The organism is uncultured Acetatifactor sp., from assembly GCF_948601915.1.
Lineage (GTDB): Bacteria > Bacillota > Clostridia > Lachnospirales > Lachnospiraceae > Acetatifactor.
Genome location: NZ_CAPDXS010000060.1, coordinates 1 through 17,776 on the forward strand (window position 1 = coordinate 1; position 17,776 = coordinate 17,776).

Genomic DNA, 17,776 nt, shown 5'->3' on the forward strand with positions numbered 1-17,776 from the left:
TTCCGATCTCCACACCTGGCTGTTCTTGTAGACGCCATCGAACACCACACGCAGGCTTTTTCCCCGGCAGCCTTCCGGCAGCCGGAAATGCACCCTGTACCAGCCGGTTCCCCCGGCCAGATAGCCTGTGCCGCTGGAATACCTCTCGGAAAAGGGCTGCTCCACGGACCAGTCGTGGGGCACCGTGACGCTGCGCCAGCCGCTGTCATCGAAGCCCTTGTACCAGGCCCCGGCCGCCGCACTTCGCAGGTATCCCTCCTGCCCCGGGCTTCCGGTATGGAAGTCCCTGGAATGCTCTTTTTCCATTTCCTCCTCCAGATGAAATTTCCAGCCCTCCCTCAGTACAATCTGTTTTCTGTCCATGCGCTTTCCGCCCCTTTCCCTGCGCCATGCGCGCTTTCCATATCGCCATGCGCTTTTCTGTTTCAACGTCTTGATGAAACCGGTTTCCGAACCATTTCCTCTATCATACGCAATCCCCTGCGCAATGTCAAGAGCCGGAAGCAGAGCAGCTTTCCATCTCTGCTCCGCTTCCGGCTCATTCCTTTCCTCCGCATAAGCCCTGTCGGTTCGTAGGTTCTTATCTCCGATGCCCCGACGGTTCATAGGTTCGCATTTTGGGTGTCCTGCCGGTTCGTAAATGCGCCTCTTCGGTTCCCTGTCGGTTCGTAAATGCATCTTCAATCCCCTGTCAGCTCCCCTCCTGATACCTCCCTTTGCGAGCGCCCTGTCAGCGGATTGCTGCTCCAGCCACTTCTACTCCATCTCCTCCAGCGCCGTCTCCGTCTCCAGCAGCCGCTCCAGCAGGGATTCCTGGTTCTCCTCCTCCGCGTCCAGCCGGGTCTGCAGCTCCATCAGCTTCTCGTAATCCGATGCAAGGGCCGGATCCATCATCCGGAGCTTGAGCTCCGCCGCCCGCTGCTCGCTCTCCGCCAGCTGGGTCTCGTATTTCTCCCGCTGCCTGGTGAGCCTGGATTTTATCTTACCGGGACTATAGTAGGTCTTCTTGTCGAAGACATCGGAGAGGGTGGGAGCGCCCTGCCGGGCACGCCCTCTTCCCTCTTTGCCCAAGGTGCTGCCCATCCCGCCTGCCGGCCCGCCGCCCTGACCGGATCCAATCCCGATGTTTCCGGCCTTTCCACCGTTCGCGCCCGGGGCAGTCGAGCCCCGCAGGAGGGCCTGGCGCTTCTCCTTCTCATGGAGATATTCCTCATAAGGGTACGGATACTGTACCACCTCGCCGTCTGCGAATTCCAGGATTCCCGTGGCAATCCGGCGGATGAAGTACCGGTCGTGGGACACAAAGAGAACCGTTCCCGAGAAGGCCCCCAGCATCTGCTCCAGGGCCTCCTTGCCCACGATGTCCATGTGGTTGGTGGGCTCGTCCAGGATCAACAGGTTGGGCCTGGTCTGGAACATCTTGCACAGGGCCAGCCGCACCCGCTCGCCGCCGGAGAGCTGCCCCATCTTCTTCTCCACGTCCTCCCCGGAGAACAGGAAGCTCCCCAGGGCCCCGCGGACCTGCTCCCGCTGGAGCTTCGGGTATTCCTCCCAGAAATTGTCCAGGACTGTCTGTTCCGGATCCACATGGTCCGCCACCGCCGCCTGCTGGTCGAAATATCCCCACTCCACGTTGGGGCCGAAGGAGAATGTGCCGCCCAGGGACGCCACGGCGCCTGTCAGGGTCTTTAGCAGCGTGGACTTCCCGATGCCGTTCTCCCCGATGATGGCCAGCCTGTCCCCCTTGCGCAGGGTGAAGCTGACCTTTGACAGCTCTGTGTCATAGCCGATGCTCAGGTTCTTCGCGGCCACCACCTCCGTATAGCTCTCGATCCGGGGCTGGAATAGGGCGTGGAAGGCCCTGGTGTCGAAGCGCCTGGGCTTCTCTATCTTCACCATGTGCTCGATGGCCATGCGCTTGGACCTGGTAGCGGCTACCTTGGTGGGCGTGTTCTTCCATTTCTCGATCCATTCCGTGAGCCTCTGGATCTCCTTCTGCTGGGCCTCGTAATCCTTCTCCTGCTTGGCCAGAGCGGCCTTCTTCTGCTCCATGAAGGCGGAATAATTGCCCGGATAGCGCCGGATGCGGTGGTATTCGATCTCATAGGTCACATCGATGATCCGGTCCAGGAACATCCGGTCGTGGGACACGATTACCACAGACATGTCGTATTCCTTCAGATATCCCTCCAGCCATTCGATGGTGGGGAGGTCAAGGTGGTTGGTGGGCTCGTCCAGCAGCATGATGTCCGGCCTGCTCAGGAGCAGCTTGATGAAGGCCACCTTGGTCTGCTGGCCCCCCGAGAAGCTCCCTATGGGGCGCTCCAAGTCCTTCAGGGCGAATCCGAACCGCTGGAACATGATCTCCATGTCCCGCCTCCAGGTATAGCCCCGCAGGGCCTCCATCTGCCTCTGGAGGTCATCGTACTCGTGGAGCAGGGCCCTGTCCTGGCCGGAGGCCAGCTCCCCCTCGATCTCCTTCATCCTGGCCTCGCAGGCGAAGATGGGCGCGAAGGTCTTGCATATCTCCTCTTCCACGGATGTGTCCCCGTCGGGGAAGCTGATCTGGTGCAGGAAGCCGATGCGCTGCTTCCCGGCCATGGTGATGCCGCATTCCTCGTCGCTGTCCAGGTTGTTCATGTGGATGTCCCCGTTTATCAGCTTCAGCAATGTGGTCTTGCCGCAGCCGTTGCGGCCTACCACGGCGATCTTCTCGCTGTCCCGGATTTCAAAATTTACGTCCTCCAATATGGTATCCGCGCCGTACTGCACCAGCGCGTGCCTGATCTGGTATCTCATCGACTGTCATCCTCCCTTTGTCCTGCCATTCCCCTTCTGTCCGATCTCCCGTCAGTTCCTATTGAGTATAACATACAAATGGGAACGTAACCACCATTTCTTAACAAGTATCCTGCATTTTCCCACTCTCCTCGGTTTATCCCTTGACGCAGACTCCCGGATTGTATATAATTTAGTACAATCAGTATTAATAAGTATTAGTATAAGAAAAAACCGTTCCGGAATATTCTTGCGCGGAGGGACTTAAATGGACGGATATCAGATAAAGGCATATGCCAAAATCAACCTGGGGCTGGACGTGGTGCGGCGGCTCCCAAACGGCTACCATGAGGTGAAGATGGTCATGCAGAGCGTAGGGCTCTGGGACGAGCTGACGCTGGAGCGGGCGGAGGGCGGGATTACCATCACTACCGATGCGGACGGCCTCTCCACCGGGGAGGACAACCTCATCTACAGAGCGGCCAGGCTCATGCTGGACAAGTACGGCTGTCCCGGCCTGCGCGTGCATCTGCAAAAGAACATCCCCATCGCCGCCGGCATGGCGGGGGGCAGCACCGATGCCGCCGCCGTCATGAAGGGAATCAACCATTTATACCGTCTGGGCCTTTCCCCCGCGCAGCTCATGGAGGACGGCGTGGCCATCGGCGCGGACGTGCCCTACTGCATCCTGGGCGGCACGGCGCTGGCAGAGGGCATCGGGGAAAAGCTGACCCCTCTCCCGCCTCTCCCCCCCTGCCATATCCTCATCGCAAAGCCCGATATCAGCGTATCCACGAAATATGTCTACGAGCACCTGGACGCAGGCGGCCTCGAAGCCCACCCTGACATCGACGGGATGGTACAGGCCATCCGGGACGGAAGCTTGCGCGGCGTGCTGGAGCGCATGGCCAATGTCCTGGAGACGGTCACCGTCCCGGCCCATCCCGTCATCGCGGACATCAAGGCCAGGATGCGGGAACTGGGCGCGGCGGACAGCCTCATGAGCGGCAGCGGCCCCACCGTGTTCGGCATTTTCCGGCAGGAAGACCGTAAGCTGGCAGAGGCGGCGCTGGAGCAGTTTGGACAGGAAGATCTGGCCGGACAGGCGTTTTTGACTACGCCGGTGTAGCACATCCGTCCGGACAAACACTATGACATAGCGGCAATATGGCATATCAGCGATACAGTATCAATTTCCCGTCTACAGGGGATGTCACAGTTCCGCTTACAGGCAGGATGTTCAACAAAAGGTGAGAATGGAGGATTCGTATGCAGATTGATTTTCAGGCAGATTTACCGCTTCGGGACGTGGTATTCAATACATTGCGGCAGGCCATCCTCACCGGCGAGCTGAAGCCCGGCGAGCGCCTGATGGAGCTCCATCTGGCGGACAGGCTGGGGGTCAGCCGCACGCCTGTCCGGGAAGCCATCCGCAGGCTGGAACTGGAAGGGCTGGTCACCATGATTCCCAGACGGGGCGCGGAGGTGGCACGTATCACGGAGAAAAGCATGAGCGACGTGCTGGAAGTCCGTCGGACACTGGACGCGCTCTGCGCGGAACTTGCCTGCGACCGCATCACCGAGGAAGACCTGATCCGGCTGCGGAAGGCCTGCGACCATTTCGAGCAGTGCGTGGGCACCAAGGATTCCAGGAAGATCGCCCAGGCCGATGTGGCCCTCCACGACATCATCGTAGAGGCCACCGGCAACCGGCGGCTGGTCCAGATGGTGCACAATCTCTCCGAGCAGATGTACCGCTACCGCTTTGAGTATATCAAGGACAGCAGCCAGCATGAAACGCTGGTGAAGGAACATAGAATTATCTATGAGAGCATCGTGAACAAGGACAAGGATACGGCGGCCGCCGCCGCGAAGCTCCACATCGACAACCAGAAGAAGGCCATCATCCGGCAGATCCGCCTGGAGAACGGCAGGGACGCCCGCGACTGAAAGACCGCAGACAAAAAGAAGCCCCCCATGTATAGCCGCCTCTGTCGAGGGCAATACTCCTCAAAAAGCGAAAAGAGGAAAACCCATGAGAAAGAAGTGGCTCGGAATCCGTGTGGCGGCGGGATTATGCGCCGCCCTTGGCTGGTGGGGGCTGTTGTATCCGGAGCTTGCCCTGACTCCCGACACTGTGAAGGTCAGCGTGGAGGACGAAGAGGGCGCCCTCACCGAACTGCCCCGGGAATGGAGCTTCGACAGCGCCCTGTATCTGGATCTGCTGGACGCGGACCAGGGCAGCATCACCCTCCGCAGCAGACTGCTTGCGGAACTGAAGGAATTGTTCAAAAGCTTTAATAATTCCTAGTTGGAGGCTTTTCATGACAGAAACGGAACTGAAGCAAAACAGCGCCCTCAGGGACGCCCCCATCGGCGTGTTCGACTCCGGTGTGGGCGGCCTTACTGTGGTGCGGGAGATCATCCGGCAGATCCCCAACGAGAAGATCGTCTACTTCGGGGATACGGCCCGGGTTCCCTACGGCAATAAATCCCGGGAGACCGTCACGCGGTTTTCCGAACAGATTGTGCGTTTTTTACGTACATTCCAGGTAAAGACCATCGTGGTGGCCTGCAATACCGCCAGCGCCTATGCCATGGAGGCCCTGGAGCGGGACTGCGACATCCCTGTCATCGGCGTGGTGAAGCCGGGGGCCAGAGCCGCCGTCTCCGCCACCAAGAACGGCCGGATCGGCGTCATCGCCACCGAGGCCACCATCGGCAGCCAGATCTATACCCGGTACATACAGGAACTGAAGCACGCGGTATCCATCTACGGCAAGGCCTGTCCCCTCTTCGTGCCCCTGGTGGAGGAAGGGCTTCTGGAGGATCCCGTCACGGACGAGATTGCGCGCAGGTATCTGACGGAGCTGATAGATATAGACATCGACACCCTGATCCTGGGCTGCACCCATTATCCCCTGATCCGTTCCACCCTGGGCAGGATCATGGGGGATCGGGTGGCCCTGGTGAATCCGGCCTACGAGACCGCCATGGAGCTGCGCAGGCTCCTGGCCTCCCATGACCTGCTCTGCCAGACCCCTCCGGCCCTGGGCAGCAACCGCTACCAGTTCTACGTCAGCGATAAGGCGGATAAATTCATACGGTTCGCCAACTCCATCATCAAATACGGCATATTGTCGGCCAAGACGGTGAACATCGAAGCATATTAGGAGGACAGCCATGGCACGGAAAGCAGAGCTGTCGCTGACCGGACGGCAGCGCGACCAGGACGGGGAAGAATCCGTCACGGAGAGCCGCATGACGGCGGATTACTATGAAAAGGACGGCAGCTCCTACATCCTTTATGAAGAGACACAGGAGGATTCCGGAGACATCGTCAGGAGCATCATAAAATACAATGGCAGCACGCTGGAGATGACCAGGCGGGGCGCGGTCCGCTCCCGGATGATCTTCCAGGCGGGACAGGCCCACAGGACAGACTACGTCACCCCCTATGGCACCCTGCCCCTGGAAGTCGCCACCCGGGAGGCTTCGTTCTCCCGGGAAGAAGACAGAACGGTAATCCAGCTGGAGTACACGCTCTCCTCCGGCGGACAGTTCCTCTCCCACTGCACCATGGACATCGTCCTGCGCTTCCTGTGAGCTTCCCCGGTAAAATTGCGATCAAATATCTCCGCCAGCACCTAAACATTTCCAATCCATATGCCGAAATAATGGATAGAGCACCTATCAACCAGCGTCATGGATGATGCGGGACATTTCGTCAGAAGGAGGATACTATGAGTGTAAATGGAGTTACATCAAGTCAGGCTGCGGCTGCCTACAGCTATTCTGCTACAGAGAGTGTAAAAGCCGACACAAAGGCAGCGGAAACTGCCGCGTCAAAGGAAACATCCAAATCGGAAGAGACCTCTGCCGATAAGGGCGTCGTATATGAGCAGTCAGGCGCAAAGGACAATGTAGGGAAGACCACCTATAAGCCCGACACCAACCTGATCAACAAGATGAAGGCTGATGCCGACGCGCGCACCGCCCAGCTGCGCAGCCTGGTAGAGAAGATGATGACCGGACAGGCCACTGCCTACGGCAAGGCCAACGATATCTGGTCCTTCCTGCGCAGCGGCAACTATACCGTGGATCCCGCCACGAAGGCACAGGCCCAGGCTGACATCGCCGAGGACGGCTACTGGGGCGTGAACCAGACCTCCGACAGGATCATCGACTTCGCGAAGGCACTGACCGGCGGAGACCCTGACAAGATCGAGGACATGCGCGCCGCTTTCGAGAAGGGCTTCAAGAAGGCCGGCAAGACCTGGGGCGGCGACCTTCCCGACATCTCCCAGCGCACCTACGATGCCGTCATGGAGAAATTTGACCAGATGGCTGAGGAAGCGAAGAAGACCAGCTCCACGCCGGTGGACACCGAGGGCTGAACGGGGCGATCATAGCAGAGCAGGAAAAGGGCCGTCCGCCATGGACTGCCCTTTCTTTCTGTCTCCACATTATCTACATACTGCCTCTATTCGTCCTGCCACGACTGCTCCAGAGCCGCATCCTCCTGCTCGCTGACTGTATCCAGGGCGCTGGCCACCAGCTTGATCATCTCCCAGATAGAGCGGAAGTAGAGCGTCCTGTTCCTGTCCATCCAGGTGATCCTCCCCTGCCAGCTACTGTTCTGTCTGTGCTGGACACGGATGATGAATGTCCCCAGATCCCCGTGCCTGCTCAGCAATTCGTCGTCCCTCATGATTCTCGTCCTCTCTTTCCTGGATTCTGTGTGTCCCCCCCGGTTGATGAATGTGCGGCTGTCGGTGGTAGGATGGGGGAAATTCAGGGAATCGTAGAACCTCTCCAGTTGAAAGATCGCCTCTTCCATATTCGAAAAGGATGTGCCTTCCCGGGCATAGGCATGATAGAACCTGCCTTCGGGCTGTCCTGCCCCTATACGATCCACACACAAGACCACACTGTTCGGCGCTCCCAAGTACCACTGTGTCTTTTCCATACCCCTACCTTACCCCTGTTCAGAACGTCCCTTCCCTTTCGGCGTGCAGACGACGCTGTTCACGTAATACTGGATGCCCGTGCGCTGTCGCCTGACGATGAAATGATAATTGATGCGCCGCTGGATGACGCCGCAGTTCTCCCTGGTCGTGTTCACAAGCAGCACCAGATACTGGCCCTTGCCGTATCTGCAGACGGAATCGCTGTGGCGCACGGCCTGCTGGATCGCCTCCCCCAGCCTGTGGGTCAGCTCCTCCAGCACACTCCCCTCCTTCATGGGATTCCCCTTGCTGTCCACCACCATGCACAGCATCAGGTACACGGACTGGCCGCCCCGCTCCATCATCCGCTCCACCATGCGGTAGACGCCCTGGAACACGGGATATGTGCACAGATACCCGCCGCAGGCGTTTCCCCCTCCCTCCGAAAGCTTCCTCTGGATGTCGTCCAGCGCATCGTACTGATGCTCCATCTGGGTGCCCAGCTTCTCGAAGAGCTCCATCATCCGGGAGGAAGGCCGAAGCCCCTGCTCCTGGAAATACAAATCTACGGTGTCGTCATACAGCCTTCGGGCATCCTCATAGCGGCCCATGGCCACCAGCGCCTCCATGGTGACGGTCTCCCAGTCCGACAGCGGGTTGATTGCCGTGGCGTAGATTCCCAGCTCCTCCATCTGCGGAAAGTCCTGGGTGAGGCGCAACTGCCGGACGGCGCGTTCCACACAGGAACAGAACAGCGCCCTGTAGCGCTTGGCCTCCTGGGCCACCCACACCACGCCCGTCTGCTGGGGCAGGAACTCCCCTGTGTAGAGGTGGCACGCCTCCATGTACAGTTTTACCTTCTCCTCCCGGTCCGTGGCCTCCTCCGCCTGCCGATAGAGACGCTCGAACTCCGCCGCGTCCTCCTTCACCGGCACCTGGGGATTCCAGTAGCAGATGCCCTTCCTCTGTTCGATGTAGTTCACGTCCGGCAGACCGGCTGCCCTCAGCTTCCTCTTGGCATTGTAGATCACGCTGCGGGCCGCATGGTGGATGTCCTGTATGTCCCTGTCCTCGAAGAGCACCCGCTCCAGCATGTCCCGGCTGACGCCGTTCTCGCCATGGTGCAGCAGGAGCTGCATCAGATAGTTGAACTGGGACTCGCTGGACTTCGTGCTGCCCGCCACCAGCTTCCCGCCCCAGGATAAGGAGAACCCGCCGAGCATCTGTACCTGCAGGCATGGTTCCTCCGGATTGCTTGTCATCTTCCTATCACCCCCATTGTTTCCTGGCCGCGCTCCGGCGATCCCCCTTCCTCCCGCGCCCCATCGCCTGCTCCCGCGGCGTTGTCCACGGGCACCGGTCTGCCGTGGAGCACATACCTGGCATCGGTGAATGCGTAGGCGCAGGTGCACAGCGTGACGTACTGCCCGCTGCCTTCAGCGCGTCTAAGCCTCCTGCCCATACGCGCCTCCCGCAGCAGCCAGCACGGCTTCACCGCCGCCCGGGCCTCCTGTACCGCCCTCCCCCACAGCCGTGGGCATGGGTATGGCGGCCATGTCGGGCCCCGGCAGAGCCTCCGCTTTCCCCTGCCGCCTGCCACGCACCCCCGAAACCATCCCGGGCCCTGCGCCGCTCCCGGTGGCTGCCGCCAGCAGCCCTTCCTGTCCTTCCGCAGGCGCGTCCTTCCGCCCCTGCCCCCGGACCCCTGCCGCCTTCCCGGCATCCCCGTGCCGCTCCAGGAACTCGTCGAAGACCTGCTCCGCCTCCGCCCGGGCCCGGGCCGCCTCCTCCAGGCTGTCGAAGCTGCCCAGGTAGCGCGTCCTGCCCTGGAAGGTGATCTGGGCCGCCCAGCGCCCTGTCCTGCGGTTCCTGTAGACCCCACGGATCCCGCTCTGGTTGCTGGCGGACACGCGGCGGCTGCGGATGCTCTCGATGCAGGTCCCCTCCACGAAATGCCTGGTCCCCGCCGGATCCGACAGGCAGCCGCAGCTCCTCGTGTGCCCCGCCTGCAGGTTGGACTGGCTCACCACCGCGCTGCCGCCGCAGAGGCACCTGCAGCGCCAGTAGTGCTTCCCGCCCCGCCTCCCGTCGTAGGCCACCACGGTAAGGCTCCCGAAGGTGCGCCCCACCCAGTCCTTCAGGGCAATCCGCCTGCCCCTGTTCTTCTCCGGTCTCGCTCCCATCCCGGTGCCCTCCCTTCCTCTCTGTCCTGTCCCTGCCATCCTGCTCCTGCCCTTCCTCCTGTCCCTGTCCTCCCGCCCTTGCCTCCGGCGGGCCGCAGCCGTTCCTCTATCCTCTTCTGTCCCTGTGCTCCCGCCCTTGCCTCCGGCGGGGCGCAGCCGCTTTTCTGTCCCAGTCCTCACCGGTTCCGCAGCCGCCCGGCCAGCATGTTCAGCATGGCCCCGCAGGCCGCAAAGCAGATCAGGTACACCTTCCCCACATTGCTGGTGCACACCTCCAGGAACGCGCCCACCACCGGATAGTGCAGACACACCCTGCCGATCAGCTCATTGTACCCCACGGGGTTCATGTCGTTCTCCTCGTTGGCGTCCCCCTTGGTGATGAACTCCCCCTCGCCCACCCGGTTCTTCACCACACGGTGGGCGATGACGGAGCTCCCGCCGTGGAAGGCAATCACATCCCCCTCCGCCACGTCCTCCGCCCGCAACGTCTCCACGTAGATCACACTGCCCACGGGAATCGCGGGCTCCATGCTGCCACTGACTACATTATAGACTTCATATCCCCTGGCATGGGCCAGCGTAATCGGCAGATAGAGGGCGATCACGCTCACCAGGATCAAAGTGCCGAATATGTTGCAAAGGGCGGGAACCAGCTTCCCGCCCCGCCTATTCGCTTCCAGTCCCTGTGGACTACTGCTCATCTTCCTTCTTCCCTTTCTTCCTGGCCGCCACGATCAGCCAGATGCCTACACCCGCCAGAGCCGCCAGCACTGCCAGGATGCCCGCCTTGGCCGGTGTGGGAAGCACTGCCAGCGGCGTGGCGATATCGTCCAGGATGGATGTCATGATGCCCTTGTCATCGTCAGTCCCATCCTCCCCGCCATCGTAGCCGCCCAGCGGCGTCTCCTCATCGTCAAGGTTCCGATAGTCATCCGGCGGCGCCAAAGGCGTCTCATCGTCCTCTATGTCGTCCCCCACAGGCTCTATGGGAGCCTCCGGGCCCTCCTCCGGCTCCACCACCGTAACCCCTTCAGGCTCCTGTACCACAGGCTCCTGGGGCTCGGCAGGCTGCCCCGGAACTACCACCGTGTCGGTGGTGACCACTGTGGGTATCCGCGTATAGATGAAATCGAACACGTTCTGGGAGGCATCCGCCACCAAAGTCTTGCCCAGGTTGTAGGCCTGGGGCTGCCAGCCCTCGATGTACTGGTACGCCACCACAGGCATGTCGCCTACGTTCCCATAGTATACCGCGCTGGGGTACAGCACGTTCCCCTCTGTGTCCTGGTAGGTGACGGTATAGGCCACCGTCTCTCCCTGTATGCCGTAGGCCACCACATAGTCCGCATCCCCGTTCACCGTGACGGAAGGATTCGCCAGCCGGTTGCTGTTCGTGTCCTCCCCGCTGACCCGGAAGCCCTTGCGGTAATACTTGCTCCCCTCCTGCAGGGCTACGCCCCGCTGTATGTCGAACACCACCTGCTCCCCATAATGGAGCCCGCTGACCACGCAGACCTCCCCGTCCTCTATGCTCACGGTAGCGCCCGCGTCAGAGAGCCGCTGCACCACGGAGGCATCGATGGTTCCCTGGGCCCCCGCATAGAGGCGCAGCGTGTAGGTATAGTCCTCCGCGGCCTGTGCCGGGACGGACATCCCCCACGCCAGGCTCAGCGCCAGGCACAGGGCCATGGCCTTCATGCCCTTCTCTGCCTTCTTCCGCTCCTTTATGCCGATGATGGCCAGTATCAGGAGCAGCAGGCCGCTGACCCCGGCGGCTGCCACATAGGGCAGCAGATTGTTCTCGTCCCCTGTGCGCACAATCCCCGTCCGTGCATGGCTGCCGCCATCGTCATCCGCCACCGGATTGCCATTGTCGTCCACCAGTATGGGGTTCCCGTTCTCATCCACCACACGGGTCACCGTCTGGTTGTTCACGGTGGTAGTGTCTACCGCGAAGTTCATCTGCAGACTTGCCAGGGTGTTCTGGTAGTCGTTGCCCTGAGTCTCGCCGTCCAGCGCCACCCGCAATGTGACCACGCCCCTCTGCCCCGGGCTCAGGGTGTCCAGGTACAGGAAATCCTCCAGGCCGCTGGTGGCAGCCTTCAGGCCCACCCGGCTGCCGCTGTTCTCGCCGCCCACGGTGTCGCTGGTGAACAGGACTTCCCGGGCCCCGGCGGGATCCGTGTAGATCAGTTCGTATTCATACGCGCCTCCGCTGGCCCCGCTGCCCGCGGTCTCCTCCAGGGACTGCAGCACCTCGTTGGTCATGTACCAGTTGGCCGCAGACGCATTGTCGTTTTTAAGGTTCAATGTAATCGTGATGTCGTCGCCGGGCTGCAGTTCGTAGACCGCGCTGTTCATGTCCGCCGCCGAACGGTCCTCCGACAGCTTGTTGTCGCTGGTGAAGGATATGTTCCTCTCCGAGGTCAGCGTCTCCGCCCGCGCCGCAGCCGGAGCACAGATGAGCGTCCCCGCCAGGAGGACCAACGTCAGTAATCTTTTCCTCATTGTCTCTCCCTCCTAGTTCAGGCTAAGCACGCCGTTGTCTATGGTCACCCTGCGGCCCCAGGCGCTCCAGATGGCATCCTGGGCGTTGTGCTCCTGCACGCCGTCCACCTTGGCCTCGATGCAGAACCGGGCCCCGTCATACTCGTAGGTCACGGTAATCGTCGTATATCCTCCGGAGGTCTCCCTGGTCTCCCCCACCCTGTCCGCTATGCTGCCGTCGATGGTCAGCTTATCCGCGAAGAGAGGGGTCTCGCTCTGGGAGGCCAGCAGCTTGTTGTAGTAGAGCACTGTGCGCTCCCTGGTGGAGGCCTCCTGGTCAATCAGCCAGTCCGTCCCCAGGTTCACCAGGTTCAGTCCGATCAGCTCAGGCGACAGGGTGCGGATCTTCTCCCCCTCCGAATCCACCCAATACTTGTGGATGCTGACCCGGACGTACTCGTTGATGACGCCGCTGTTGTATACGTTCAGTTGTTCCTGATAGGCCGTCCCCAGCTTCAGCTCCTCCCCTTCCGCCAGGAGGCCCTTCAGCAGCTCCCCTTCCACCGGGGCTCCGTTCTCCACCAGCGTGACGCCGATCTCGTGGAGCTGGATGTTTGCCGCATAGTCATCGGAGAAGTAGGTCAGCGCCGCCCTGGCCCCGCCTATGGAGCTGAACAGCAGCAGCCCTGCCGCAACGGCGAAAGCGGCTATGGTGGTGACCGGGGAGGCAATCATCTTCTTCAACTTCTTCATCAGTCATTCCCTCCTTCCGTGCTGCCGCTGACCAAAGGCACCGACCAGTCCGCAGCCTGAGGGGCCAGGGCGTTTCCGTCCGCGTCATACTGCACCGGGATGGACTCATAGATGACGACTACATTGCACTCGTCGCCCTCTTCCGCGTCCGCCGGAAACTCTATCTGGACCAACAGCTCGCTGGTCCTGGCCCTGCTCACCGTGCCGTCCTCCGCTGTCACCGCCCCGGCCAGTGGTTCACTGAAATAGTAGTATCCGTCGTTTCCCGCCTGCCAGCGGCCGTCCTCGCTGCTGTAGGCCAGCGCGCACTGGCTGCCGCTGAAGGCCCTGGCCCTGACGTACACAGGCCTGGTGCCGTCATTGGTCACCACCAGGCGCTTGGTATGATTGGAATATTCCTCTACAATCTGCGTCTCATTGCTCAAATCAATGGTATAGCCTCCGGAAGCGCTGGTGTAGGTAGTGAAGTACGCCCAGGCCTCCCCCATCCCGGCGGTGAGGACAAGGCCCGCCGCAAGAGCAGCAGCGGCACATCCTGCTGCCGGAAGAATCTTCTTTCTTTTCATCTCGTCCCACCCCCTTAGTCAGCTACGCCCGGCGTCCGGCCCGGATCCTGCGTCCAGTTCCAGATCAGGCCTTCCCCGTCATCCATGTATTCAAAATGGTTCGTGATCGCCGCGCCCTCCCTGCCGGAGCCGTCGTAAACGTTCTGGAAGGATGCGATATTGGCAAAGTCCGCGCTCCCGGCATCCGCGTTCGCCATGGTCACGGTCTGCACCTGGGCGCTGCCCGCAGCCACCTGGTAAGCGGCTCCGGAGTAGACCTCCGTGACGGTGACCTGGGCTCCTACCGGAATCCTGTCCGCTATGAGCTCGCTCTGGATCCCCGGGCCGTCAAAGGTCATGGACACCGCGTTGCTGTATACTATGTTGTCATGGAGTACGGCTTCCACGGTGAAGACGAAGGTGGCCGGGCTGCCTGTGCGGAAGCTCAGCAATTCCTTGTCGATGCGCAGGTCGGCGAAGCGCCCGCTGAGCGCAGGTTTGGACTCGGCTGCATCCGTCCCCGTCAGTTCATATATCCACTCCCCCAAATCGGAGGTGGCGGCAGAGCCCTCCACACCCTTTCTCATCGGCAGCGCCACCAACTGAGGGCTGTAGGTAAAGGTATAGGAATCCGAATAGGCCACGGTCTGAATCGTCTCCGTGCCATCCTCCCCGCCTGTACCGCGGAAGAGATAATCCTCCTGTTCCAAATCCGCCCCTCTGGGAACCATCAGGTAAAGGCCCGGCTCCAGGTCTGCAAATCCTACCTCGCTGGCTTCATCCGCTTTCACGGCGGTGGCAGACGGCTCCATGGAATTTCCCTCTGCAAAAACAATGGACGCAGCCTGTCTTGCCTGCCCCATCCATACCTGCGCCGCATCCGCTTCGCCCACGGCGATATCCACGTCCAGACCGGCAAAGGAATCTATTGTCTCAAACCGATAGGCATCATAGCCCTCCAGCTTCACGGCATCCGCCACCTTGTACAGGTCTATGGCCACCTCCGGTGCCTCTGCCTCCCCGCCTTCTTCCATCGCCTTGGGCTCTACCTTCACCTGCAGCACGCATTTCCTGGCTAAGTCCAAAGGCTCGGCCGCATGGGCCGTCCCGCCAAGCGCCGCGATGATACAGGCCGCAGTCATTACGAATGCCAGCGCAATCCCCGTCAGGCGATTCCTGAACCGCTGGCGGCTCTTCCATCTCGTTTTCATGGGCGTTTCCTCCTTATTATACCGACACTTATTTATATCCATTGTTTTTCTTGAATTCCTCCAACAGCTCTTCGCCCGTTTTCTTCGGCCGCTTCCTGCCGGAGACTGTCAGCATGATAATCAGCGACACGAACAGGAGCGGTATCCCTACGGCGGGTATGACGTAATAAGTGGGGATCCTCCGGGCTTCCGCAGCAATAACTACAACCTTCTCTTCCTCGATATTGTCAATCCGGTGCCCCCGCACGAACATCCGATGACTGTTGATTCCATAAGGGGTACATGTCAGCAGGGTGCAATAATCCCTTCCATCCGTCACATTCAGCGCCTCCATCTGGGTCGGCTCCACAATCAGTATCTGATCCACCTCATAGGTCAATATCCGGTTCAGCACCGTAACCGTAAAAATATCCCCCTTCTCCATTCGGTCCAAGTCCGTGAACAGCTTCGCCGAAGGCAAGCCTCTGTGGGCGGACAATACGCTGTGCCGCCCCTCCCCGCCTATGGGAAGGCTGGATCCTTCCAGGTGCCCCACTGCTATGTTCAGGACGGCATCGCTGGTACTATGATAGACAGGTAGGCTGACGTTAATCTTCGGAATAGCGATATGGCCTATGATTCCATTACCCGCCACATCCAGGACATCGTAGTACAGCTCTTCAATCTTTTCATGCTCCGAGAAGGGTGCACCCAGTTCACACAGTTTCTGATTGTACTCCTCGGCCGCGGCGAAGAGCGCTTCGTAGTCAGTATCATCCAACTCGGCCACAATCGCATCATAATCGGCAATGGCCCTGGTCTGGTGGAAGGAGTTCCAGTAGTCGCTGACCATGGGGTAGAGCATGACACCCAGCCCTGCCAACAGAATCATCATCAACAGGATGGTGGAGAGGGTGCCCTTCCTCTTCGCCTTTCGAATCTTTTCTTTCTTCTTCATCGGTTTCCCCATCAGTTGCATTCGAATCCCTGCCCCGGAAGGGAATCTTCCGTAGGCTCTTCGCTGAGCTTTGCCGGACACGCGCTGCATTCATCATACAACAGCGTTTCCGTTGCTCGCCGCACACCACGGGAAGGTGTCAGCTAAGTGCGGCATCCTCCGGGGCGGGAAGGTCGGATTTTTCCCCGCCCCAGAGGCTTTGGTTCTTATTTGGCGCTAATTCGGTTCTGTCTTATCGTCTTTGTCTTTTGTGGCTTATTTTTTGCCTGTAACCTGATTAGTCACGTCCGCTCATGCGCTTCTTGGTAATCAGAAGGATGCCTGCCGCTGCTACCAGGATGCCGCCTACTACGTAGAAGATCGTGGTGCCGATGCCGCCAGTGGAGGGAAGCTGCACGCCAGTAAAGTTCTGAATCTTGGCAGAAGCAATCTGCGTCCCATCATTTGCTGACCAAGTCAGAGCAACGCCTCCTTCTGTTGTCACAGACAGCCCATCCATCACTGTTGCATTATTCTCCGTCTTGCTAGAAAATGTTACATTTACCACAATATCGTCCATGGTATTATAACCTGCAGGAGTTGTAGTTTCTGACAATACATATTTACCTGTCGCTAAACCTCCAAAGGTGAATTCTGTCTTATCCGTTCCTGCTCCTATTGTTTCAACTACATCTCCCTTATTTCCATCTGCTGTCCCACTGTATTTGTACAACGTGAAGCCTGCCCCTGCCAACGGCGTGTCACTATTATCTCCGTCCACTTTATTGACTTGCAGCTTTGCGGTAAGCACTGTTACAACGCTAGGTGTAGAGGAACCAATCTGATCAGGTCCAGGACCATTGGTATAATCCAATGTAGCCGTATTGGTTTCACCAACTCTTGTTTTTGCCTTCTCATTAATTGTAGCTTCATATGTTACAGTAATGCTTGCGTTTGCCGCGGTCTCTTTTGTCAATCCTCCAAACCTGAACACATCCTCAATTTCATATCTAAGTTTCTGCCCATCAAATTCCGGCACTGCTGTCTCTGTAACCTCGGTTCCGTTTACTGCCACTTTAATACTATTTGCTTTGTAGGTAAGACCTTCTGACAGTTCGTCATTGAATACAACCTTATATGCGTCATGGCTACCAAAGCTATCCGGCATTGTCGCATTCAATTCGAATTTAATTGTGTCCCCAACCTTTTTATCTGAGATGACAGTCAGCTTATCGCTGCCGACAGGTACGGTTTTCTCAAAACTAGGTACATTTAATGTCTTAGGGGCAAATGTTGTAGCTCCTACAATGGAGATAACGAAATCGGAAAACTGCATTCCATCAGGAACCTCGGTCGTATTGCCCTCTGCATCTTTCCCAGCCCATCTATCTATTACCAGATAATAACCTCCTGCTAAAGATGCACTTGGACTTTCTTGTGTCAAAGTTGCCGCTACCGTAGTATTAGCAGTGATATTTTCGGCTAATTCTTTTGCGTAGTCCAAACCGTTTACTTTGCTTTCTAATAAATCCATTTCGGACTGCGTCAATGCTGTTCCAGCGCCATCAAGAGCGGAACCTTTTTTGATATTGGCCAGAACAGCCTTCCCTGCTGCGTTCACCGATACATCACCAGTATAAATCTGGTATACCTTATACGCATGATTGACAGCAGGATTCGTAACCTCCAGCGTATACTCTCCATTTGTGCCAGATCCATTGGGGATTGTAGGATTAGGTGTTGCCTCCGGTGTCGTCCCCCCAGCCCCATCGTTTGCCGCGAAAGCGGTGATGCCCATACCCAGAACCATGATTGCAGCCAGGGCAAAAGCAACTAACTTTTTCATCTTGCCTTTCATAGTAAAACCTTCCTTTCTTTTAATAGTCTTGTTTCCAGTTCCATGATGCTATATTTGGTCTTGCAGTCGGCGCGTATCAGCGTCGAGCGGAGGCTT

Annotated in this window: 19 protein-coding genes; 6 read left to right on the plus strand and 13 right to left on the minus strand. The window is 59.0% G+C overall.

The window, feature by feature from the left end; translation table 11 throughout:
* Both Q2B33_RS11865 and Q2B33_RS11870 read right to left on the minus strand, forming a co-directional pair.
* Window positions 1-363, minus strand: a 363-nt coding sequence (locus Q2B33_RS11865; RefSeq protein ID WP_330691374.1) for a sugar-binding domain-containing protein, incomplete at its 3' end; no start/stop codon positions are given.
* A 393-nt stretch (window positions 364-756) separates the two neighbouring features.
* Window positions 757-2,799: an ABC-F family ATP-binding cassette domain-containing protein gene (locus tag Q2B33_RS11870; RefSeq protein WP_300570501.1), complete on the minus strand. Its 2,043-nt coding sequence runs from the start codon at window positions 2,797-2,799 to the stop codon at window positions 757-759.
* Between the two features lie 247 nt (window positions 2,800-3,046).
* Between Q2B33_RS11870 and ispE the strand changes: the two genes are divergently transcribed.
* The 6 genes from ispE to Q2B33_RS11900 all read left to right on the plus strand — a co-directional run bounded on the left by ispE (window position 3,047) and on the right by Q2B33_RS11900 (window position 7,175).
* Window positions 3,047-3,907: a 4-(cytidine 5'-diphospho)-2-C-methyl-D-erythritol kinase gene (gene ispE, locus Q2B33_RS11875; RefSeq protein ID WP_300570498.1), complete on the plus strand. Its 861-nt coding sequence runs from the start codon at window positions 3,047-3,049 to the stop codon at window positions 3,905-3,907.
* 140 nt (window positions 3,908-4,047) lie between these two features.
* Window positions 4,048-4,728, plus strand: a complete 681-nt coding sequence (locus tag Q2B33_RS11880; RefSeq protein ID WP_296455361.1) for a GntR family transcriptional regulator — start codon at window positions 4,048-4,050, stop codon at window positions 4,726-4,728.
* A gap of 85 nt (window positions 4,729-4,813) precedes the next feature.
* The gene (locus Q2B33_RS11885) at window positions 4,814-5,089 is read left to right on the plus strand and encodes a hypothetical protein (RefSeq protein ID WP_300570494.1); all 276 of its coding nucleotides are present in this window, start codon (window positions 4,814-4,816) and stop codon (window positions 5,087-5,089) included.
* A gap of 13 nt (window positions 5,090-5,102) precedes the next feature.
* Entirely contained in the window at window positions 5,103-5,951 is an 849-nt protein-coding gene (murI, locus tag Q2B33_RS11890; RefSeq protein ID WP_296455363.1) for a glutamate racemase, read from the plus strand.
* 10 nt (window positions 5,952-5,961) lie between these two features.
* On the plus strand, window positions 5,962-6,384 hold the full coding sequence (locus Q2B33_RS11895; protein ID WP_300570491.1) for a DUF1934 domain-containing protein: 423 nt from the start codon (window positions 5,962-5,964) through the stop codon (window positions 6,382-6,384).
* Between the two features lie 137 nt (window positions 6,385-6,521).
* Window positions 6,522-7,175 (plus strand): hypothetical protein, encoded by a 654-nt coding sequence (locus Q2B33_RS11900; protein WP_296455367.1) that lies wholly within the window; start codon window positions 6,522-6,524, stop codon window positions 7,173-7,175.
* 86 nt (window positions 7,176-7,261) lie between these two features.
* On the opposite strand, the gene Q2B33_RS11905 is transcribed toward Q2B33_RS11900, so the two are convergent.
* The 11 genes from Q2B33_RS11905 to Q2B33_RS11955 form a co-directional block, all read right to left on the minus strand.
* Window positions 7,262-7,747, minus strand: a complete 486-nt coding sequence (locus tag Q2B33_RS11905) for a hypothetical protein (protein ID WP_300570486.1) — start codon at window positions 7,745-7,747, stop codon at window positions 7,262-7,264.
* A 9-nt stretch (window positions 7,748-7,756) separates the two neighbouring features.
* Complete coding sequence (locus Q2B33_RS11910) at window positions 7,757-8,989, minus strand: BTAD domain-containing putative transcriptional regulator (protein ID WP_300570483.1); 1,233 nt, start codon at window positions 8,987-8,989, stop codon at window positions 7,757-7,759.
* Entirely contained in the window at window positions 8,986-9,189 is a 204-nt protein-coding gene (locus Q2B33_RS11915) for a hypothetical protein (protein WP_300570480.1), read from the minus strand. Before Q2B33_RS11915 ends, Q2B33_RS11910 begins: the two co-directional genes overlap by 4 nt.
* A complete protein-coding gene (locus Q2B33_RS11920) occupies window positions 9,173-9,949 on the minus strand; it encodes an AP2 domain-containing protein (RefSeq protein ID WP_300914049.1) in 777 nt (258 codons plus the stop codon). Before Q2B33_RS11920 ends, Q2B33_RS11915 begins: the two co-directional genes overlap by 17 nt.
* Window positions 9,950-10,086: 137 nt before the next feature.
* Entirely contained in the window at window positions 10,087-10,611 is a 525-nt protein-coding gene (locus Q2B33_RS11925) for a signal peptidase I (RefSeq protein WP_300570474.1), read from the minus strand.
* Window positions 10,601-12,418, minus strand: a complete 1,818-nt coding sequence (locus Q2B33_RS11930) for a hypothetical protein (protein WP_300570471.1) — start codon at window positions 12,416-12,418, stop codon at window positions 10,601-10,603. The genes Q2B33_RS11925 and Q2B33_RS11930 overlap by 11 nt, the downstream gene beginning before the upstream one ends.
* Window positions 12,419-12,430: 12 nt before the next feature.
* Entirely contained in the window at window positions 12,431-13,150 is a 720-nt protein-coding gene (locus tag Q2B33_RS11935) for a hypothetical protein (protein WP_296455385.1), read from the minus strand.
* On the minus strand, window positions 13,150-13,716 hold the full coding sequence (locus Q2B33_RS11940; protein ID WP_296455387.1) for a hypothetical protein: 567 nt from the start codon (window positions 13,714-13,716) through the stop codon (window positions 13,150-13,152). Before Q2B33_RS11940 ends, Q2B33_RS11935 begins: the two co-directional genes overlap by 1 nt.
* 14 nt (window positions 13,717-13,730) lie before the next feature.
* Complete coding sequence (locus Q2B33_RS11945; protein ID WP_300570464.1) at window positions 13,731-14,906, minus strand: DUF5979 domain-containing protein; 1,176 nt, start codon at window positions 14,904-14,906, stop codon at window positions 13,731-13,733.
* A 28-nt stretch (window positions 14,907-14,934) separates the two neighbouring features.
* Window positions 14,935-15,843: a class C sortase gene (locus Q2B33_RS11950; protein ID WP_300570461.1), complete on the minus strand. Its 909-nt coding sequence runs from the start codon at window positions 15,841-15,843 to the stop codon at window positions 14,935-14,937.
* A gap of 277 nt (window positions 15,844-16,120) precedes the next feature.
* On the minus strand, window positions 16,121-17,680 hold the full coding sequence (locus Q2B33_RS11955) for an isopeptide-forming domain-containing fimbrial protein (protein WP_300570458.1): 1,560 nt from the start codon (window positions 17,678-17,680) through the stop codon (window positions 16,121-16,123).
* Window positions 17,681-17,776 lie beyond the last annotated feature (96 nt).

What these genes read in the sequence shown, in the direction of transcription:
- Q2B33_RS11900 (WP_296455367.1), top strand. Translation starts at nt 6,522, where the DNA reads ATGAGTGTAAATGGAGTTACATCAAGTCAGGCTGCGGCTGCCTACAGC.
- Q2B33_RS11895 (WP_300570491.1), top strand. Translation starts at nt 5,962, where the DNA reads ATGGCACGGAAAGCAGAGCTGTCGCTGACCGGACGGCAGCGCGACCAG.
- Q2B33_RS11905 (WP_300570486.1), bottom strand. Translation starts at nt 7,747, where the DNA reads ATGGAAAAGACACAGTGGTACTTGGGAGCGCCGAACAGTGTGGTCTTG.
- Q2B33_RS11915 (WP_300570480.1), bottom strand. Translation starts at nt 9,189, where the DNA reads ATGGGCAGGAGGCTTAGACGCGCTGAAGGCAGCGGGCAGTACGTCACG.
- Q2B33_RS11925 (WP_300570474.1), bottom strand. Translation starts at nt 10,611, where the DNA reads ATGAGCAGTAGTCCACAGGGACTGGAAGCGAATAGGCGGGGCGGGAAG.
- murI (WP_296455363.1), top strand. Translation starts at nt 5,103, where the DNA reads ATGACAGAAACGGAACTGAAGCAAAACAGCGCCCTCAGGGACGCCCCC.
- ispE (WP_300570498.1), top strand. Translation starts at nt 3,047, where the DNA reads ATGGACGGATATCAGATAAAGGCATATGCCAAAATCAACCTGGGGCTG.
- Q2B33_RS11920 (WP_300914049.1), bottom strand. Translation starts at nt 9,949, where the DNA reads ATGGCAGGGACAGGACAGAGAGGAAGGGAGGGCACCGGGATGGGAGCG.
- Q2B33_RS11880 (WP_296455361.1), top strand. Translation starts at nt 4,048, where the DNA reads ATGCAGATTGATTTTCAGGCAGATTTACCGCTTCGGGACGTGGTATTC.
- Q2B33_RS11940 (WP_296455387.1), bottom strand. Translation starts at nt 13,716, where the DNA reads ATGAAAAGAAAGAAGATTCTTCCGGCAGCAGGATGTGCCGCTGCTGCT.
- Q2B33_RS11910 (WP_300570483.1), bottom strand. Translation starts at nt 8,989, where the DNA reads ATGACAAGCAATCCGGAGGAACCATGCCTGCAGGTACAGATGCTCGGC.
- Q2B33_RS11870 (WP_300570501.1), bottom strand. Translation starts at nt 2,799, where the DNA reads ATGAGATACCAGATCAGGCACGCGCTGGTGCAGTACGGCGCGGATACC.
- Q2B33_RS11955 (WP_300570458.1), bottom strand. Translation starts at nt 17,680, where the DNA reads ATGAAAGGCAAGATGAAAAAGTTAGTTGCTTTTGCCCTGGCTGCAATC.
- Q2B33_RS11945 (WP_300570464.1), bottom strand. Translation starts at nt 14,906, where the DNA reads ATGAAAACGAGATGGAAGAGCCGCCAGCGGTTCAGGAATCGCCTGACG.
- Q2B33_RS11935 (WP_296455385.1), bottom strand. Translation starts at nt 13,150, where the DNA reads ATGAAGAAGTTGAAGAAGATGATTGCCTCCCCGGTCACCACCATAGCC.
- Q2B33_RS11930 (WP_300570471.1), bottom strand. Translation starts at nt 12,418, where the DNA reads ATGAGGAAAAGATTACTGACGTTGGTCCTCCTGGCGGGGACGCTCATC.
- Q2B33_RS11950 (WP_300570461.1), bottom strand. Translation starts at nt 15,843, where the DNA reads ATGAAGAAGAAAGAAAAGATTCGAAAGGCGAAGAGGAAGGGCACCCTC.
- Q2B33_RS11885 (WP_300570494.1), top strand. Translation starts at nt 4,814, where the DNA reads ATGAGAAAGAAGTGGCTCGGAATCCGTGTGGCGGCGGGATTATGCGCC.